Genomic DNA, 16,477 nt, shown 5'->3' with positions numbered 1-16,477 from the left:
GGTGGCCTAACCGTTCGTCAACAGCTACGTCGACATAACAGAGCAAACGCTCTGTTATGGTTGCGTCATGCCCCGCCCGCGCGTGTACGACTCGGACGACGTTCTCGACGCCGTCGAGTCGATCGTGGCCGCCTCCGGCCCACCCGCCGTGACGGTACGGGCGGTCAGTGCCACGGTGGGGTTGTCCAACGGCGCGATCTACCACACATTCGGCTCGAGGGCCGGCCTGCTGGGCCGCGCCTGGCTCCGGGCCGGCCGCCGATTCCTGGCGCTGCAGCGGGATCTGGTGGCGGCCACCGAGGGAGGCACCGACGCGATCGTGGCCGCAGCGCAGGCGCCGGTGGCCTTCACTGAGCGTCACCCGGACTCCGCCCGTCTCGTCCTCCAGGTCCGGCGCGAAGAGCTGCTGGACGCCGACCTGCCAGGTGACCTCGCAGCCGAGGTGCAGGCGCTGGAAAAGCAGTTGGTGGACACGATGATCGCACTGGCGATGAGCGCGTGGGACCGCCGCGACCGTGCGGCCGTGGACACCGTCACCACCTGCATCGTCGATCTGCCGACGGCTATTCTGCTGCACCGCAACCGGGTAGCCGATCCAACTGCGCGCCGATATCTGCAGGCGGCGGTGCAGGCCGTACTGGCCGTCGGGCCACCATCACAGAAGGGAAACCATGACAACGTCACTGGACTATGACGGCGACATCGCGATACTCAACCTCGGGGGCGACGAGAACCGCTTCTCCCCCGAGTTTCTCGACGCCGTCGATTCTCACCTGGACGCGATCCACGCGCGAGGCGCCCACGGACTGGTCACCACCGCCGACAACAAGTTCTATTCGAATGGTCTGGATCTGGATTGGCTTGGCGCCCACAGTGATCAGGGACCGTGGTACGTCAACCGGGTACAGGGATTGTTGGCCCGCTTTCTCACCCTTCCCATCCCGACCGCCGCCGCGGTGGTCGGACACGCCTTCGGCGCAGGGGCGATGCTGGCAATCGCGCACGACTTCCGCGTGATGCGCGCCGACCGCGGCTACTTCTGCTTTCCCGAGGTCGACATCCACATTCCCTTCACCGACGGCATGGCCGCGCTGATCCAGGCGAAACTGACGCCGCAGGCCGCGGTCGCCTCGATGACCACCGGCCGCCGGTTCGGTGGGGCTGACGCCGTGGCCGTCGGACTCGTCGAGGCCACCGCGGACGAGGGCGCTGTCACCGCCGCTGCCACCGACCTGCTGCGTCCGTTGGGCGGCAAGGACTCCGGCACTCTCGGAGCGATCAAGCAGACCATGTTCGGCACCGCCGCGGCCGCGCTGCGCAGCACCTAGACCGCGAGCGCAGTGCCGGTCTCGTGCTCGGCGAATTCCACCACCCGGGCGGCGGCCGCGTAGTCGCACGCGAGCGCCGAGCGGCCGATCAAGACCGGGCCGCCACGCAGTCCGAACTTCCCGTCGACGCCGACATAGCTGCCGGGCGGGATCGGCTCGCTGATGCAGTACAGCGTCGGAGCCGCGCCCGCATCGACGTCGTTGGCGAAGACGTCGGCCACGGCCTTGATCCCGTGTTGCACGGCCGACATCAACGGCTTCTCCGACACGTTCTGCAGATTCGAGGCGACCCACCCGGGATGGGTGAGCTGGGCGGTGATCGGCGACTTCGCGTCCCGCAACCGCCGATCCAACTCAAGGCCCCAGAGCATCACCGTCAGCTTCGACCGGGCGTAGGAACCCAGTGCCGTCCACTTGTGGGTGCGCAGGTGCATATCGTCGAGCCGCAGCGTTGCCGACCGGTGCGCGTCGGAGCCGACATTGATGATCTGCGACCGCACCCGGCCCAGCAACAGGTTGGTGAGCGCGAACGGGCCCAACAGGTTGGTGGCGAGCGTCATCTCGAAGCCGTCGACGGTATCGGTGCGGTGCTGAGTGAGGGCGCCCGCATTGTTGATCAGGATGTCCACATCGCCGTCGAGCAGGTCCGGAAATGCGCGCACCGACGACAGTTCGGCCAGATCCAGCCTCAGCACCACGATGTCGCCGCCGATCTCGGCGGCGCGCTGCGCGCCCAGATCGGTGTTGCGGACCGCCATGATGACCTGCGCGCCCGCTCGTGCCAGCGCACGTGCGGTTCCCAGGCCGACGCCGTTCGTCGCGCCGGTCACCATGATCCGCTTGCCGGTGAGATTGCCGAGACGGCTCGGCGACCATGCACTAGTCACCGGCTGAGGGTAGCGCCGGGTCAGTTACCCCAACCGCGTTGGCCGTCCCAGCCACCGCAGATGCCGTTGATGCAGCCGTGGCCGAAGCCGCCCTGTACCGGGTTCCAGCCGCCGCAGCCTTGCCAGCCGGGTCCGCTGTCGCAGCCGCTGCCGCCGCCCGCGTCGCCACCGCCGGTCGGTGACGCCAGCACGACCTGGTTCGTGCCGCTCAGATCGGTGATCGACGCCGGAGAATCGGCAAGCAGCATGGCTGTCGGCGCGGCTGCGATCGCCGCTGCGGCTCCCGCTACGAACACTGACCCCATGAGTTTCCGTATGGTTAGCATGACTCCATAATCCCCTCCTGTGAGGCTGCTGCCAAGCAATTTGTGAGCGCCGACACCAGTTTTCAATGAATGCAGTGGTCAGGCGGCCTTGACCATCCCGGTGGAGAACCGCGGCCCTCAACTCATTTCATCCGTGTCCTAACGGGACTGCGGGTCGGTGACGATCTCGACGAGCGCAGGCCCGGGATGGTCGAGGGCTTCGGTGATCGCCGCCGCGAGGTCGGCGGGGTCAGTCACACGGACGCCGTGGGCGCCGCAGTTACGGGCGAAGGCCGCGAAATCAGGGTTGTGCAGCGAGGTCTGCCACACGGCGTATTCGGCGGCGCGCTGTTCGTCACTGATTTTCGCGAGCTCACCGTTGTTGAGCAGGACGTGGGTGATGTTCATACCGTATTTGACCGCCGTGGTGATTTCGGCCAGATACTGGCCGAATCCCCCGTCACCGGTGACCGCGACGACGGGTCGGTCCGGGGCGGCGGCCCAGGCACCCATGGCGGCGGGGAACCCGAATCCGATCGATCCGAGGTAGCCCGACATCAGGACCTCTTGCTCCTTCGTCTCGAAATAGCGCCCGAACGAGTAGGCATGATCCCCGACGTCGACGGTGAGCACCGCGTTGGCCGGAACGAGGCGGTTGAGTGCCTCGATGATTGTCGCTGCGGGTACACCACGGTTGCTGCGCGCCGCCGCGCGGCGTGCTTTCTCGGTCCGCCAGACGCGCCATCGCGCCGCCACCTCCTGGCGTTGGTCGACCAACTCCGGATGGGGACGCAGCTGTTCGCGCAGCGCGGCGCAGCTCACCCCGACGTCACCGAGGAGCGGCACTGTCACCGGTTTGAATCGGCCGAGGGCCAACGGGTCGGTGTCGACCTGGATGGTCGGCTTGTACGGCGAAATGCCGGTGTGGTTGGAGAACGACGCGCCGAACACCAGCAGCAGGTCGGCCTTGTTCATCATCCAGGAGGCCACCGGTGTGCCCGAGCGGCCCAGCACACCGCAGGCCAGGGGATGCTCGTCGGAGATCTGGCCCTTGGCTTTGAACGTGGTCAGCACGGGAGCGTGCAGGGTCTCGGCGAGTGCGATCACGGCGACCATATCGTGTTTTGCGCCGGCGCCGACAACCACCACCGGGCGGGTCGCGGCGGCGATCTGTGCCACGGCCTGCTGCAACGGTTCGGCCGCGGGCCCGATCCGCAGATCCGGCATCCGGCCCTGCGGCCCGGACGCCGGCTGTTCGGGTGCGCCCAGCACCTGAACCTCATCGGGTACGACGAGGTGGCCGACGCCGCGTTCGAGGATCGCGTGCTTGAGCGCCAGCGTCATCAGTTCGGCGTGTTCCGATCCGGCCCGCACCATTTGGGAGTAGACAGCCACGTCGGCGAAGGCCGCGAGCAGGTCGATGTCCTGGAATGCACCTTTACCCGCCACCGAAGAGTCGACGTTTCCCGATATCGCCAGCACCGGGGCGCGATCAGATTTGGCGTCGTACAGCCCGGTCAGCAGGTTCGTCGAACCTGGCCCGGCGATCCCGAAGCACGCGGCGGGCCTGCCGGTGAGTTTTCCGTAGGCTGCGGCAGCGAAGGCCGCGGCTCCCTCGTGGCGGATGCCGAAATACTTTAATTTCCCCGCGGTTTCGGCGCGATGAAGCGCTTCTGCGACGCCCAGGTTGGAGTGGCCGACCATGCCGAACACGGTGTCCACCCCCCAGTTGACCATGGTCTCGACGAGGACATCACTGACCGTCCGGGTGTGGGGGGCCGGCGGTGGTCCGGCGACGTAGATGCCGTCCTCACGGGCCTCGACGGGATAGGTAGGGACGTCGAAATCGGGTCCGCCGGCGGCCTGTCCGGTGAACGGGTCGAAATCGAACCCGTGCCAGGGGCAGCGGATCTTGTCGTTCTCCACGGTGCCTTGGCCCAGCGGTCCGCCCTGGTGCGGGCAGCGGTTGTCGATGGCGCCGTAGCGGCCATGCAGTTTGGTCACCGCGACGGTTTTCAGTCCGACCGGACAGGTCATCACCTGGCCCTCGTCGACTTCGTCGGCATCGGCCACTTTGTGCCAAACCAGGTCATGGTTGTCGAGTCGGTCACTGGTCACAGTGGTGTCGCTCCTGCATAGGGGATTCCACTCAAGTACGCGAAGTCCCGGTCGAATGTTGCGAGATCATCAAGTTCGAAGTCGCCCAGACGGCGGTGTCCGCACGCGCGGGCCAGCACCACCATCAGCTCCACGACCGAGCGCAGGTAGCGATTCAGTCGTTGGGCGGCCGCCGGTACCGGTAACCGCGCGCGCAGCTGCGGGTCTTGAGTGGCGATGCCCGCAGGGCACGCATTGGTATGACAGGCGCGCATACCCACACACCCGATCGCCTGCAGTGCAGCGTTGGACAGTGCGATGGCGTCGGCGCCCAGCGCCAGGGCCTTGACCATGTCCGCCGGGGTGCGGATTCCGCCGGTGATCACCAACGTGACCCGACCTGCGCCGGACCGGTCGAGGTGTCGCCGTGCCCGTGCCAGCGCCGGAATGGTGGGGACAGAGATGTTGTCGCGGAAGATCGTTGGCGCGGCACCGGTCCCGCCACCACGGCCGTCAAGGATCAGGTAGTCCACGCCGATCTCCAGCGCCGCGTCGATGTCCTGTTCAATGTGCTGCGCGCTCATTTTGTATCCGACCGGAATTCCACTGGACGCCTCGCGCACCTGTGCGGCAAAGTCTTTGAACTGCGTCAGCGAGTCCCACTCGGGGAACCGTGCCGGCGAAATCGCAGGCGTCCCAGGGGGCAGCTCCCGGACCTCGGCGATTCGTTCCACCACCTTGGATCCGGGCAGGTGTCCGCCGGTGCCGGTCTTGGCGCCCTGGCCGCCTTTGAAGTGAAATGCCTGCACCTTGCGCAGGTGCTCGAAGCTCCATCCGAACCGGCCGGAGGCCAGTTCGTAGAAGTACCTCGAGTTCTGCTGTTGTTCTTCGGGAAGCATTCCTCCCTCACCCGAGCAGATTCCGGTGCCGGCGAGTTCTGCTCCCGCGGCAAGGGCGATCTTCGCTTCTTGGGACAGCGCACCGAAGCTCATATCGCTGACGAACAAAGGGATATCGAGAACCAGCGGACGGGCGGCGCCTGGGCCGATCACGGTTTCGGTGCTGACCGGTTCGTCCTCCAGCAGCGGCAGCCGACGCAGTTGCGCGGGCAACAACTGGATCGATTCCCAGGACGGGAGCTGATTGCGCGAAACCCCCATAGCCGCCACCGGGCCGTCGGGCCCCACCCGGGTCAATCCATGCGCGGCGAACTCGTGAATCTGGGTGACGAAGGGCTCGTCGGACGTGTCGGTCGGCTTGATCCAGGCACCCTGGTAGCCGTCATCGCCGGACGACTGCGGGTTGGCCTCCGCGAATGCGGTGACTGCGGATTCGTCGACGTAAACTTCGCCGTCGGTTACCCAGGCGGGAAACTTCGCCAGCGCGACAGCCGGATTGACCGGCGCGACACCGGTTTTGGTGTCATAGCGCCACCCGTGCAGATTGCATACCAGAGCATTGCCCTCGATATGGCCGTCTGCCAACCGAACGCCGCGATGCGCGCAGCGACCGTGCAGCGCCGAGATATCGCTGCCGACGCGGACCAGGACCAGGTCCACTCCCGCGATCTCCACACCGTATGGCGCGCCTTCGGGTATGCCCGCCAGCCCGGCCACATGTAGAGCATTGCCCGCCGCAGTGGTCACCTGTCCGTCCTCCTTTTTGTCACGTCGATGTCGTCGCCCGTGCCTCGGCGCTACGCGATCTGCTTCATCAATGCGTTCGTGTCGACCAGATCCCAGACCTCCGCGAATTTGCCATCGTGGAGGCGATAAAGAGTGAACTGCGAGACCGTCACCGCTCGACCGGTTGCCTCGATCCCTTCGAAGCGGCCCCGATGGGTGCCGGTAACCGTGAAGTGCACCGCGATATCGTCGCCGTCGATGACGATGTGCTCCATATCCCAATGCCAGTCAGGGAAACCGGCGATCGTCGGTTCGAACTGTGCTGTCACGGCTTTTGGTTCCATCGGGACGCCGTTGACTTTCATGGTCGGCTCATAGAACGACGCCATACCTTCCAGGTCGTGGTCGTTACAGCACTTGAGATAGGACAGGTACAGGGATCGGTATTCATCGTGCCGAGTCACTGATTGTTCCCCTTAATACACTGGTGAATCATCCTGCAGGGCGATTCAGCTTGATTGCTTGTCACTTCGATGCCGTAGATCTGTGGTCACGACGCTGCTTGTTGCCGACGGCGCAGGTATCCGCGGTCAGCGGCGAGGTCGGCCAGCAGGACTCGCAGCTGGGATCGGCCGCGATGAATTCGTGACACGACGGTGCCTGCCGGCGTGCCCATGATGTCGCGGATCTCGTTGTAGGTGAGTCCTTCGACGTCGGCGTAGTACACCGCCATCCGAAACGCCTCAGGCAGTGCGTCCAAAGCCTTTCTGATGTCGTTGTCGGGCAATGACTCCAAGACCTCTAATTCCGCTGAGCGCAACGTTCTCGGTGAACGTTCGGCGTTGGCGGCCAACTGCCAGTCGTGGATCGTGTCGGTGATCGTCTCCAAGGGCCGGCGCATCCGCTTGCGGCAACTGCTGATGTGCGCATTGGTCTGGATGCGAAAGAGCCACCCGGTGAGATTTGTTCCCTGCTGGAAGCTCCGAAATCCGGCATACGCTCTGACCAGGGTCTCTTGCACCAGGTCTTCGGCGTCGGTGCGCTGCAGGGTCATTCGCATGGCCCCGGCAAAGAGGGTGTCCAGAAGCGGGATCACGTCACGCTCGAACCGAGCGGCCAGTTCGTCGTCGGTCTCGCCGCATTCATCAGCCACGCTCATGTCAAAGGTCTCCTAGACATCGGGTTCGTCTGGGATGGCAACGAATTCGGCCGGCGGTCCGGATCTGTCTCGAGCGCTGCGCGGTCCCATCCGGCCAGATCGGCTGCCGCGCCGTAGGTGAACTCGAGGAAGTCCAGTACGCACTGATCCGGATCCCGAGCTGCGCGCGCAACCTCATACGGCAACAGGTATTGCCGTAGTCCGTCGTCATAGAAGACGCCGTCAGGTCGGTCGGCGAAGTCTGCATAGCCGTCCGGTTCGGGGTAGGAGTAGGAGTAGAACGCCCCTTCGTCTCCGCCACCGGGCCAGAATCCGCAACTGCTCAGTTCGTGTGAATAGCCCTCCACCATCACCCAGTCAGCACAGTTCGGCGCACCCCCGGGATGAGGGGGTGCGAGACGACCGGAGAATCGGCTACACGCCAAGTCGAACGATCCCCAGAAGAAATGAACCGGGCTGACCTTGCCTGCGAACCGGGAACGGAACTGATTGATCACCCGATCGGCCTGCACCAGCTGCCGCCAGAATGCGCCTGCCGCGGAGGGGTCGTAACCTGCCCGCTGATCCTCGGCGAACGGAATGGCGGGATCCACTTCGTTCGGTCGCGTCGAGATCCGCGTCGCGACGCCGAGTTGCCCCAGCATTGCCAGCGTTTCGTCGTAGAACTGGGCCACGGATTTGTCCCGCAAATCCATGGAGTCAGCGCCACCGTCGCTCACCCGCACCGAAAGGGTGTGGTCGACGAAGTCAAACTCGATGTCGAAAACGCGGGTGTCCACCGGCATCGACGATGTCGAGAGACCTCGCGGTGATACGTAGAGCGGCACCTGCCACCAATGGTTGAGCAGAGGAGCGTGAGCCAACCGCACCTTCCCGACGATCTGGGTCCACATGTGCAACACGTGGCGGGTCGGCTCCCAATCGTCGACACGCAAGGACGGCCATTCGTTGCCCGTCAGGAAACTAGTCATCTCAGCCTTTCGAGTGCGCCGGTCTTGGTCATGCGAGCTCTCCATCGAGTCAGAAACACCAGGTAACGAGGGGAAAACAATCGCGAATGAGGCCGATATGGAGTCGTTCCGAGGCCGCAAAAATGACGGTACGGAACGGCTCGTCTCGTGTCAAGACGATCCGTCTCGTATTGTTTGGAGCGGTACATCTCGCTATGGTTCCCGGCATGCCACCGAGCCCTCCCGACCCCAGCCGGCGCAACGAGCAGTCGCGGCGGGCCATCCTCGACGCGGCCATCTCCCTGGTCGGTGAGCTCGGCTACGACCACGTTTCGATCGAGGCAATCGCCAGGCGGGCAGGCTGCGGCAAGCAGACGATCTACCGCTGGTGGCCGTCGAAGGGTGCGGTGGTGCTCGAAGCCGCGACCCAGTCCCTCGATCCCGTGGTCGTCTTCCCCGACACCGGTGACATCGTCGCCGACCTACGGGGCCAGCTGATCGGGATCCTGGAGCTGATCACGACCACGGGTTTCGGAGCGGCATATCGGGGTGTGATCGCGGCCGGCCAATCCGACCCTGACCTCTTGGACGCCGTACACGAGCAGATCATCAAACCCAACATCAAAGGATTCAGCGCGCGGGCTGCCCTTGCTCAGGAGCGCGGCGAGATCCGCGCCGACGCCGACGTGCAGACGCTGCGCGATGTGCTCTACGGGGTCATCGAATACCGGATGTTTCATGCGATGCCGCTCGAACCCCAACACATCGACGCCATACTGAAAATCACGTTTCAGGGAGTGCGCTGAAGATCAGGCCGGCGGTTCCACGCCCGGCGCGCGCACCACCATGGGGACCGCCGGGAAGTACGACGCCATCTCCGAGCGGCATTTGCGCAGCGCCGCAGTCCCGTAGCCACGCTTACGGAAGTCCGGGTGGATCCAGATCCGGACGTTCACCTCGCCGCCGGTCAGTTCGCCGAACACCATCCCGACCTTCTCGTCGCCCTCGAGCGCGACGAACCACGCCGCCTCCTCGGCACGCACCCGGTTCAGCGCCGCACGAATCTCGTCGTCCACATCGGCGGCGGGTTTACCCGAACCGTCACCGGAGGCGCCCACGTCAACGGTGCGGGCCACAAAGAGATCCCGGTCTGTTCCCTCGGAGAACGGCCGCAAGTCGAGCGTCTCGCCCGAACTGGCCGGACGTTCCGACGCGGTGAAGCTGAGCTGGCTGTTCAGGTCATCGAGCTCGGCGGCGATGTTGCGCCGCGATTCCTTGGTGATCTGTTCGAACGAGAGCCCGACCACGGCGTCGGCCGCGGTGTGCGAGGTGTTCAGCATCCCCGCCACCGCGTCGACGGCCGCAGCGCGGTCCTCGGCCTCCACGATCAGGTCGAGCAACTCGTGCCGCCGGTTGAGGGCATTGAGCAGAGCGTCGGCAATCTCGCGCCGCGCTGCGGCCTTGTCGTGATCGGTCATGCCACCGAGAGTAGGCGGCCGGGCCACCCGTCCGCCATCGTTCGTCAGCCGTTCAGCAACTCCTCTCCCAGGTATCCGTCGGGCGAATCGACGCCGGGCAGCACGACGAACACCGCCGAACCGATGGCGGTGGTCCACTGGTTGAGCGCGTCGAACTTCGCCAGCCGCTGCTGCACCGGGAGGAACTGCCTGTCGATGTCACGCTGGTAGGTCACGAAGATCAGCCCGGTGTTCGAGCTCTGCCCGGCTTCGGGCGGATCGTCGAAGTTGTACGGCCTGCGCAGAAACCGCTCCCGGCCACCGCGATGATGGGCCAGCGCAACGTGGGAGTTCTCCGGTATCACCGGGATCCCGTTGCGACGCAAGGCGAAATCAGGCTCGTCGGTTTCCCGTTGACCCGTCAACGGTGCGCCGGTGTCGAGTGTGCGCCCGAGAGTGAACTCCTTGCTCTGCCGGTCCAGCTCATCCCAGGTGTCCAACTGCATCTCGATGCGGCGGATCACCATCAATGTTCCACCGGCCAGCCCTGGATGGACCTCGTCACCGCTGAAGACCAGATCGTCGAACTCGCCGGCCTCGAGAGTGGAGGTGCCGTCAATCTGGCCCATGAGGTTGCGCATCGTCGTGCCGTGGCGGTCCGCCCCCCGGGCATTGCGGAAGCCACCCTGGCGCCAGCGTTGCACGGTCATCGAGCGCACGTTCTTCACCAACACCCGGGTGGCATGTGCCAGCACGATCGGATCGTCGGCACAGATCTGCAGCAGCAGATCGCCACCGGACCACCGGTCTTCGAGCTTGTCGGTGCCGAACACCGGTAGCTCGCGGGCCGATGGCGGCCGGGCGTACCTCAGGCCGATCCGATCCAGCAGCGCGCCGCCGAGGCCGACCGTGACGGTCAGTCGCGCCGGACGCATGGCAAGTTCGGGCTCGGTATCCGCGAGCGCGGGAACACCGCTGGTCAGTCGGGCGGCATCGGCGGTCCACAGCCGCAGGATCGCAGCGACGGTTTCGCGGTCGCTGCGTCCGGTGCCGGACAGTACGTCGAACGCGAGAAACAACGCGTGGGACTGTGGGGCGGTGACTATCCCGGCCTGATGAGGACCGTGGAACGGTTCGATGTCGCTGCCGAACCCGTGCTGGTTGGTGGCTGACTGCGCGGTGCCGCATTGGGTCAGTGCGGCACCGGTGGCCAGCGCGGCGGCGCCTCCGGTGAGGAGGCGCCGCCGGCTGACACTCAGCCGGGACGGCTCAGCCATGATCCTGTGGTGCGTCGGGCTGATAGTTCTCGTTGCCGCCGGCGAAGTCCCGCACCTGCGCGGTCACCGGCAGGGTCGAGCCGTCTTCGAACACCACGGTCACCTCGACGTCAGCTCCGGGACGCAACGGCGCGTTGAGGTCCATCAACATCAGGTGATCTCCGCCCGGCACCAGGTCGTGGGAGGCTCCGGCGGGAATGACGAACCCACCCTCCTTGGGACGCATGGTCTTTGATCCGGTGGCATCACCGACCACCTCATGCATCTCGACACTGCCCGCGACCGGCGATGTCGCCGAGACGATCCGCGCATCGTGATGGCCGGAGTTCGCGAAGGTGCCGAAAACCGACGTCATACCGCCGGACGCGGCACTGGCCCACTGGTCACTGAGCGAGACCGTTGCGCCCATCTGTTCTTCGTGATGCCCCTGGGCGCATCCAGCCAATGCAATCGCCACCGCGCTGAGAACTGCTGCCGCCCTACGCATGTGCGGACCTCTTCTTGAGAGCGATGGCTGCGTCCACGACCACAAACGCCAGCAGGCTCAGCCCGAACAACGGCAGGCACCAACCGATGGCAGCCGCCAGGAGAACCACGGCGGCGATCCCCAGCGGTGGGAGGCGGCGCAACGCTCCGCGCAGTGGTGGACGTCCCACTGCCCATGCCGATCCTCGGGTCGGGCGTCGTTGCCACCACATGCGATAACCGCGCACGATGATCGCGATGAGTCCGATCACGGTGAGGGCCAACACAATTTGATTGGGAATGCCGAACAGCAGGCCCATATGGGCCTCGATGGTCCATTCGGTGAGCTTGGCCAACACCGGCCATTGCGCGAAGTCGACCCGGTCGGTGATGGCCCCGGACTGCGGATCGACCGCCACCGTGTCGTAGCGGGTCGGCCAGGTGCGTTGCCGTTCGGCGACCTGCCAGGCTTGCTCAGGTTCCGAGGGCGGCGTCATCCACATCGGCCCTTGCAAACCGGCCTGTTCTGCGGCCCGCAACACGGTGTCGGCACCGTGCAGGGTGGTCTCGCCGCCGCCGTGTCCGTGGTGGGCCGCGGCGGGACCGGCTCCGCCTCCGAGCGCGGTTTGCAGGGTCGGTGCCGTCGTGTTGAGCTGTGCCTGAATGCCGTTGACCGTCTCACCGGCGAAGCGCGACCACGTGATACCGGAGACCGACAGGCCGAGCAGCACGACGATGATCCACACTCCGACCGCGCCGTGCCAGCTCAGGGTGCGGCGCCTACCCTTGGCCGCCCGGTCGGGCAGGGCGATGCTGCGCACGGTGCGTGCGTCGCGACGTTGAGAGATCCACAGCGCGAGCCCGGCAAGCACGATCACCCACATCCAACTGGCGGCGAGCTCGCTGTAGTTGCGGCCCACTGCGCCGAGGTGCAGGTTGCGGTGTAGTTCGTCGAACCAGGCCCGCACCGGCATCCACATCCCGTATGTCGTCAGGGCGCCACGGATCTCGCCGGTGTAGGGATCGACGAACACCGTGCGGGAGTAGTCCGGAGGGACATCATCGACGGCCAGCTGGATCTGGGTGGTGTCGTTCGGTTCGACCGGCGGCTTGATGCTCGCGACGGTGCCTTCGGGGTGTGCGGCGCGCGCCGCGCTGAGTTGCTCGGCCAGCGGCAGTCGCTGCCCGCCAACCTGGTCGACCGTCAGTTCGTGGCGGTACACCATGGTGTCGATCTGCGGGATCAGCGAATACAGCAGGCCGGTGACGGCGGCGATCAGGATGAACGGGCCGACGAATACGCCCGCGTAGAAGTGCAGCCGGACCAGCAGCGGGCGTAGGGCACTGCCGGTCGCGGGTTTGGTGGGAGGTGGTTCCGTGCGTAATTGATTGTCAGGGGTGGTGGTCATGAAGAAATGCCTTCGCTCAAGGGAATGTGCGGCACTCGGCGCGCAACGGGTAACAGCCCGCCGGCGATCCGACGGGCTCACATGAAGCGATTGCGGGTGCTAGAAGCCCGCAGGGCACACCGCTGGCGGCGCCCGCATTCCCAACCCTGTGCGCAGCAGAACCGGCCGCGCCACAACGACGTTCGAAGGCCACCACACCGCGCGGGCCTGGGGCCGGATGCGGCACGCGGCGAAGATCCTGAGCCAGGACAGCACCGATGCGGAGACGACGTAGAGGTACTCGACCGCGCCGATCAACAACCCCAGCCCGATCGCCGCGGCCACGTGCAAGCCCAGCATGGGCACGGTCAGCAGTGCCGTGGAATGGTGATGACCGCCCGCCATGCTGAGCGCCACGTGTCCGAGCATCTGGCCGGCAGCCAGCGCCGCAATCAACAGGACTGTCCGAGCGGATCGCGTTTCCGGGGTGAAACCGCCCGCCGCGGCGCCGAGAGCCGCGCACACCATCACCAGCAGCACCAACGGGCTGCTGGCGGGCGGGGCGCCGCCGGCGACGGTATGCGCCACCGTCGCGGTGAGCGCCGAGCACGCACCGACCAAGCCGCCGCGCAGGTACGCGGCATGGTTGGCGGGCGTGCTCACCTGCCGAACCTTACCGCCCGGCCTGCGTGACGCCGCTTACGGTTGTCCTGTGTACGACCAATACGAACTGATTGCCACGCAGTATGCGGAAACATTCGCCGGTGAGTTCGACGTAAGGCCGTTCGACCGGGCGATTATCAGGTCCTTCGCCGAACTCGTCACCCGTTCCGGGGGCGATCACGCGCTCGACGTGGGCTGTGGGCCCGGCCAGGCGGCCTGCGAACTCGCCGACTGTGGATTGCGGGTCGAAGGTATCGACGGCTCCCCCGCCATGGTTGCCATCGCACAACAGCGGTGCCCGCAGGTGCCGTTCCAGGTGGCCGACATGATCGAGCTGCCCTACGACGATGGCAGCTTTGCCGCCGTGTGCGCCTGGTACTCGATCATCCACACGCCCGCCGATTCATTGCCCGAGCTGTTCCGCGAATTCCGCCGGGTGCTCAGCGACACCGGATGGCTACTGCTGGGATTCCAGACCGACGCCGCCCCTTTGACGTTCGATCACGCGTTCGGCCACGACGTTGCCATGACGTTCCTGCGCCACGACGTATCCACTGTGCGCGGCGCACTCGAATCGGCGGGATTCATGCACTACGCGACCGCCCGCCGGGACCGGCAGGAGAGCTTGAGCGAGACAGCGGACCAAGCATTCGTCATCGCCCAATGTCGGTCAGATCATGCTGGCTGACAGTCTGTTTCGTCGTTGTTGGTGTCGGTGAGGTAGGTCGGTGGCCCGCTGATTTCGGTCGGGTGTCGGCGGCGTGGTACCCGGGTATGGGTGGATCAGGCTCGGCGGGGTGGCACAAGCCCCGAGGCGTGTATCGTCAGGATCGGTCCGAGGACCGCGTGGGGGTCGGGGGCAAGCCCGGGGCTTGCATAGATCTCAGGGTCCGCGTGCTTGGTTGCTGGTGTGGGCGTAGGTGGTGCTGGTGGTTTGCCGGGGGTCGGGGTAGGCGCCGGTGTCGGGGTTGGTTTCGATCGCCGTGGGGTCGTCGTCGAGCCAGTCGAGGGGAATCGGCTGGTTGAGCGGGGCCGGGTCGTGGAGGTCATCGGTACTCGGTGGGGTCGGGGTGGGCTGGTCATGCATGTTGGCCCATTCGCGGTCCCATTCCAGGATTGCTTCGAGGTCGCACACGGGGATTGACTGGGGGTGCCAGTCGAGGTCTGCGATTGTGTCCCAGTGTGGTTCGCGTTGCGCGTTCCACTGTGGTTCGCCCTGCGGTTCGTGCTCTGCGTCCCTCCCCGGTTCGGGTTCTGCTTGCCGTTCCGGTTCGGGTTCTGGCTCGGGTTCTGCTTCCCAGTCTGGTTCGCGCTCCGCTTCGCGGTCTGCTTCCGGCGCCGGTTCACGTGTCGCGTCCATGCCTGGTTCGCACTTCGGTTCGGGTTCTGCCTCCGGGCCTGGCTCGGATGTCGGTTCGCGTTTCGGTTCGTTCGGGTGGGGTGGGTTTTGGGGTGGGGTGAGCAGGAGTTCGGGGCGGTGGTGGTAGTTGATGCGGGCTTGGCCGTGATCCAGGGCTGGTGGGGGGTGCCAGGCGACTTCGCCGGTGTCGGTGATGGTGGTGGTGTAGCCGCCGTCGGAGTGGACCAGACGGTTGTCGGGCCCACACGCGAGGGCCATGTCATCGACATTGGTGTAGCCGCCATCGGCCCAATCGGTGACGGCGTGGTGGACTTGGCTGCCGTAGGCACCCACGGTGCAACACGGTTTGGTGCAGCCACCGTCGCGGGCGATCAGCATGATCCGTTGGGCCGGGGAGGCGATGCGTCGGGCCCGGAAATAGTTCAACGCGGATCCGGTGGCCCGGTCGAACACCGCCAGGTGATGGTTGGCGTGGGCTGCCATCCGAATGACATCGTTGATGGGCAGCGTGGTCCCACCACCGGTGTGGCCGATCCCGGCGCGGGATTCCAAATCGTGCAGGGTGGTGCGGATGATGATCGACACGGGTAGCCCGTTGAGTTGGCCGAGGTCGCCGCTCATCAGCGCGATGCGTCCGATGACGATCAGTGCGTCGTGTTGGCGTTGGGCCAGGCTGCGGTGATCGTTGTCGATCTGGGCTTGGGTGGGGGTCCCGGTGGTACAGGGTTCCTCGTCGTCGGGGTTGCACATGCCGGGGGCGGCGAGCTTGGCGAACAGCACTTCCATGACTGCAGCCAGTTCGGGGCTCAGTCGGGCGGTCAGATCGGTCAGCGTGTCGCGGCCCTGTGTGGCCATCGTGACCCCGCGTTTGCGTTCGCGTTCGGCGTCCTCGGGTTCGGGGCCGTCCTGGTCGAGCAGAAACAATCGCAGTTCGGCGGTGTCTTTGAGTTCTTTGGGTCCGACCCCGACGGCGACGCGGACCAGGTCGGCTTCAAACTGCTCACAGGTGGTGGGGTCGATGAACCCGGGCAGCCGACCGATCACCTCGCGCAGGACTTTGACGTGATCGGCGTTGATCAGCCCGGCCTGCACCGCGGCGGCGACCGCCGCCAACAGTGGGGGTAACGGTTCACCGGTCAGGGTGCGCCGCGGCCCCAACTCGGCCGCCTCGGCCAGGCGGCGGCCGGCCTCAGCGGTGGACAGTCGCCACCGGATGCGAAGGACTTCGTTCCAGGATTTGGCGCCCAATTCCCGCGGTGAACATTCGGTTTGCAGTTGGGCCAGCAGTCGATGCGACGGCGAGAGTAGCTGGCAGCGCAGCGTCTCGTATTCATCGAGCACGGCGAACACTTCAGCGCGGGTCAGCGATTCGACCTCACAGGCCGCGAACGCGTCGAACGCCGCCCGCAACCCGGCAATCGCCGCGACCACACCACCCTCCATACATCGAACATACATTCGACCACCGACAAAACCCGTCCGCCTCAGCTCCAAATGTGACCACAGGGGCCAACGA

17 protein-coding genes are annotated in these 16,477 nt (G+C 65.8%); 4 read left to right on the top strand and 13 right to left on the bottom strand.

Annotation, left to right across the window (positions count from 1 at the left end; genetic code table 11):
- Positions 1–67: 67 nt before the first annotated feature.
- Positions 68–694, top strand: coding sequence for a TetR family transcriptional regulator (locus tag M1247_RS02110; protein WP_317154599.1), 627 nt, complete (start codon positions 68–70; stop codon positions 692–694).
- Positions 672–1,328: an enoyl-CoA hydratase-related protein gene (locus M1247_RS02105; RefSeq protein WP_317154598.1), complete on the top strand. Its 657-nt coding sequence runs from the start codon at positions 672–674 to the stop codon at positions 1,326–1,328. Before M1247_RS02110 ends, M1247_RS02105 begins: the two co-directional genes overlap by 23 nt.
- Here M1247_RS02105 and M1247_RS02100 read toward each other — a convergent pair.
- The 7 genes from M1247_RS02100 to M1247_RS02070 all read right to left on the bottom strand — a co-directional run bounded on the left by M1247_RS02100 (position 1,325) and on the right by M1247_RS02070 (position 8,372).
- Positions 1,325–2,215, bottom strand: a complete 891-nt coding sequence (locus M1247_RS02100; protein WP_317154597.1) for an SDR family NAD(P)-dependent oxidoreductase — start codon at positions 2,213–2,215, stop codon at positions 1,325–1,327. The two genes, M1247_RS02105 and M1247_RS02100, sit on opposite strands and share 4 nt — an antisense overlap.
- A 20-nt stretch (positions 2,216–2,235) precedes the next feature.
- On the bottom strand, positions 2,236–2,541 hold the full coding sequence (locus M1247_RS02095; protein WP_317154596.1) for a hypothetical protein: 306 nt from the start codon (positions 2,539–2,541) through the stop codon (positions 2,236–2,238).
- A gap of 138 nt (positions 2,542–2,679) precedes the next feature.
- Positions 2,680–4,638, bottom strand: coding sequence for a thiamine pyrophosphate-dependent enzyme (locus M1247_RS02090; RefSeq protein ID WP_317154595.1), 1,959 nt, complete (start codon positions 4,636–4,638; stop codon positions 2,680–2,682).
- Positions 4,635–6,263, bottom strand: coding sequence for a glutamate synthase-related protein (locus tag M1247_RS02085; protein ID WP_317154594.1), 1,629 nt, complete (start codon positions 6,261–6,263; stop codon positions 4,635–4,637). The genes M1247_RS02090 and M1247_RS02085 overlap by 4 nt, the downstream gene beginning before the upstream one ends.
- Positions 6,264–6,313: 50 nt before the next feature.
- On the bottom strand, positions 6,314–6,706 hold the full coding sequence (locus M1247_RS02080) for an ester cyclase (protein ID WP_317154593.1): 393 nt from the start codon (positions 6,704–6,706) through the stop codon (positions 6,314–6,316).
- 86 nt (positions 6,707–6,792) lie between these two features.
- A complete protein-coding gene (locus M1247_RS02075; protein ID WP_317154592.1) occupies positions 6,793–7,401 on the bottom strand; it encodes a sigma-70 family RNA polymerase sigma factor in 609 nt (202 codons plus the stop codon).
- Positions 7,398–8,372, bottom strand: coding sequence for a DUF5996 family protein (locus M1247_RS02070; protein ID WP_317154591.1), 975 nt, complete (start codon positions 8,370–8,372; stop codon positions 7,398–7,400). The genes M1247_RS02075 and M1247_RS02070 overlap by 4 nt, the downstream gene beginning before the upstream one ends.
- A gap of 206 nt (positions 8,373–8,578) precedes the next feature.
- On the opposite strand from M1247_RS02070, the gene M1247_RS02065 reads away from it, so the two are divergent.
- Complete coding sequence (locus M1247_RS02065; protein ID WP_317154590.1) at positions 8,579–9,157, top strand: TetR/AcrR family transcriptional regulator; 579 nt, start codon at positions 8,579–8,581, stop codon at positions 9,155–9,157.
- 3 nt (positions 9,158–9,160) lie between these two features.
- Here the strand turns inward: M1247_RS02065 and M1247_RS02060 are convergent, their stop codons facing one another.
- The 5 genes from M1247_RS02060 to M1247_RS02040 form a co-directional block, all read right to left on the bottom strand.
- Positions 9,161–9,829 carry a GNAT family N-acetyltransferase gene (locus M1247_RS02060; protein WP_317154589.1) on the bottom strand — a complete coding sequence of 223 codons (669 nt, stop codon included), beginning with the start codon at positions 9,827–9,829 and terminating at the stop codon, positions 9,161–9,163.
- 44 nt (positions 9,830–9,873) lie between these two features.
- A complete protein-coding gene (locus M1247_RS02055) occupies positions 9,874–11,085 on the bottom strand; it encodes a Dyp-type peroxidase (RefSeq protein ID WP_317154588.1) in 1,212 nt (403 codons plus the stop codon).
- Positions 11,078–11,572 (bottom strand): copper chaperone PCu(A)C, encoded by a 495-nt coding sequence (locus tag M1247_RS02050; RefSeq protein ID WP_317154587.1) that lies wholly within the window; start codon positions 11,570–11,572, stop codon positions 11,078–11,080. The genes M1247_RS02055 and M1247_RS02050 overlap by 8 nt, the downstream gene beginning before the upstream one ends.
- Complete coding sequence (locus M1247_RS02045; protein ID WP_317154586.1) at positions 11,565–12,959, bottom strand: PepSY-associated TM helix domain-containing protein; 1,395 nt, start codon at positions 12,957–12,959, stop codon at positions 11,565–11,567. The genes M1247_RS02050 and M1247_RS02045 overlap by 8 nt, the downstream gene beginning before the upstream one ends.
- A 99-nt stretch (positions 12,960–13,058) precedes the next feature.
- Positions 13,059–13,601, bottom strand: a complete 543-nt coding sequence (locus M1247_RS02040; protein ID WP_317154585.1) for a hypothetical protein — start codon at positions 13,599–13,601, stop codon at positions 13,059–13,061.
- 49 nt (positions 13,602–13,650) lie between these two features.
- On the opposite strand from M1247_RS02040, the gene M1247_RS02035 reads away from it, so the two are divergent.
- Entirely contained in the window at positions 13,651–14,289 is a 639-nt protein-coding gene (locus M1247_RS02035; protein ID WP_317154584.1) for a class I SAM-dependent DNA methyltransferase, read from the top strand.
- A 195-nt stretch (positions 14,290–14,484) separates the two neighbouring features.
- Here the strand turns inward: M1247_RS02035 and M1247_RS02030 are convergent, their stop codons facing one another.
- Positions 14,485–16,419 carry an HNH endonuclease signature motif containing protein gene (locus M1247_RS02030; RefSeq protein WP_317154583.1) on the bottom strand — a complete coding sequence of 645 codons (1,935 nt, stop codon included), beginning with the start codon at positions 16,417–16,419 and terminating at the stop codon, positions 14,485–14,487.
- Between the last annotated feature and the right edge of the window lie 58 nt (positions 16,420–16,477).

Source organism: Mycobacterium appelbergii, assembly GCF_032883035.1.
In the GTDB taxonomy this organism is placed as follows: Bacteria; Actinomycetota; Actinomycetes; order Mycobacteriales; family Mycobacteriaceae; genus Mycobacterium; species Mycobacterium appelbergii.
The sequence above is the reverse complement of the archived record's forward strand: the minus strand, read 5'-3'. Positions and strand labels throughout refer to the sequence as shown.

Excerpts from the sequence above, each read along its gene's own strand:
- M1247_RS02105 (WP_317154598.1), top strand. The coding sequence starts at position 672 with ATGACAACGTCACTGGACTATGACGGCGACATCGCGATACTCAACCTC.
- M1247_RS02110 (WP_317154599.1), top strand. The coding sequence starts at position 68 with ATGCCCCGCCCGCGCGTGTACGACTCGGACGACGTTCTCGACGCCGTC.
- M1247_RS02045 (WP_317154586.1), bottom strand. The coding sequence starts at position 12,959 with ATGACCACCACCCCTGACAATCAATTACGCACGGAACCACCTCCCACC.
- M1247_RS02060 (WP_317154589.1), bottom strand. The coding sequence starts at position 9,829 with ATGACCGATCACGACAAGGCCGCAGCGCGGCGCGAGATTGCCGACGCT.
- M1247_RS02055 (WP_317154588.1), bottom strand. The coding sequence starts at position 11,085 with ATGGCTGAGCCGTCCCGGCTGAGTGTCAGCCGGCGGCGCCTCCTCACC.
- M1247_RS02065 (WP_317154590.1), top strand. The coding sequence starts at position 8,579 with ATGCCACCGAGCCCTCCCGACCCCAGCCGGCGCAACGAGCAGTCGCGG.
- M1247_RS02030 (WP_317154583.1), bottom strand. The coding sequence starts at position 16,419 with ATGTATGTTCGATGTATGGAGGGTGGTGTGGTCGCGGCGATTGCCGGG.
- M1247_RS02050 (WP_317154587.1), bottom strand. The coding sequence starts at position 11,572 with ATGCGTAGGGCGGCAGCAGTTCTCAGCGCGGTGGCGATTGCATTGGCT.
- M1247_RS02095 (WP_317154596.1), bottom strand. The coding sequence starts at position 2,541 with ATGCTAACCATACGGAAACTCATGGGGTCAGTGTTCGTAGCGGGAGCC.
- M1247_RS02070 (WP_317154591.1), bottom strand. The coding sequence starts at position 8,372 with ATGACTAGTTTCCTGACGGGCAACGAATGGCCGTCCTTGCGTGTCGAC.
- M1247_RS02075 (WP_317154592.1), bottom strand. The coding sequence starts at position 7,401 with ATGAGCGTGGCTGATGAATGCGGCGAGACCGACGACGAACTGGCCGCT.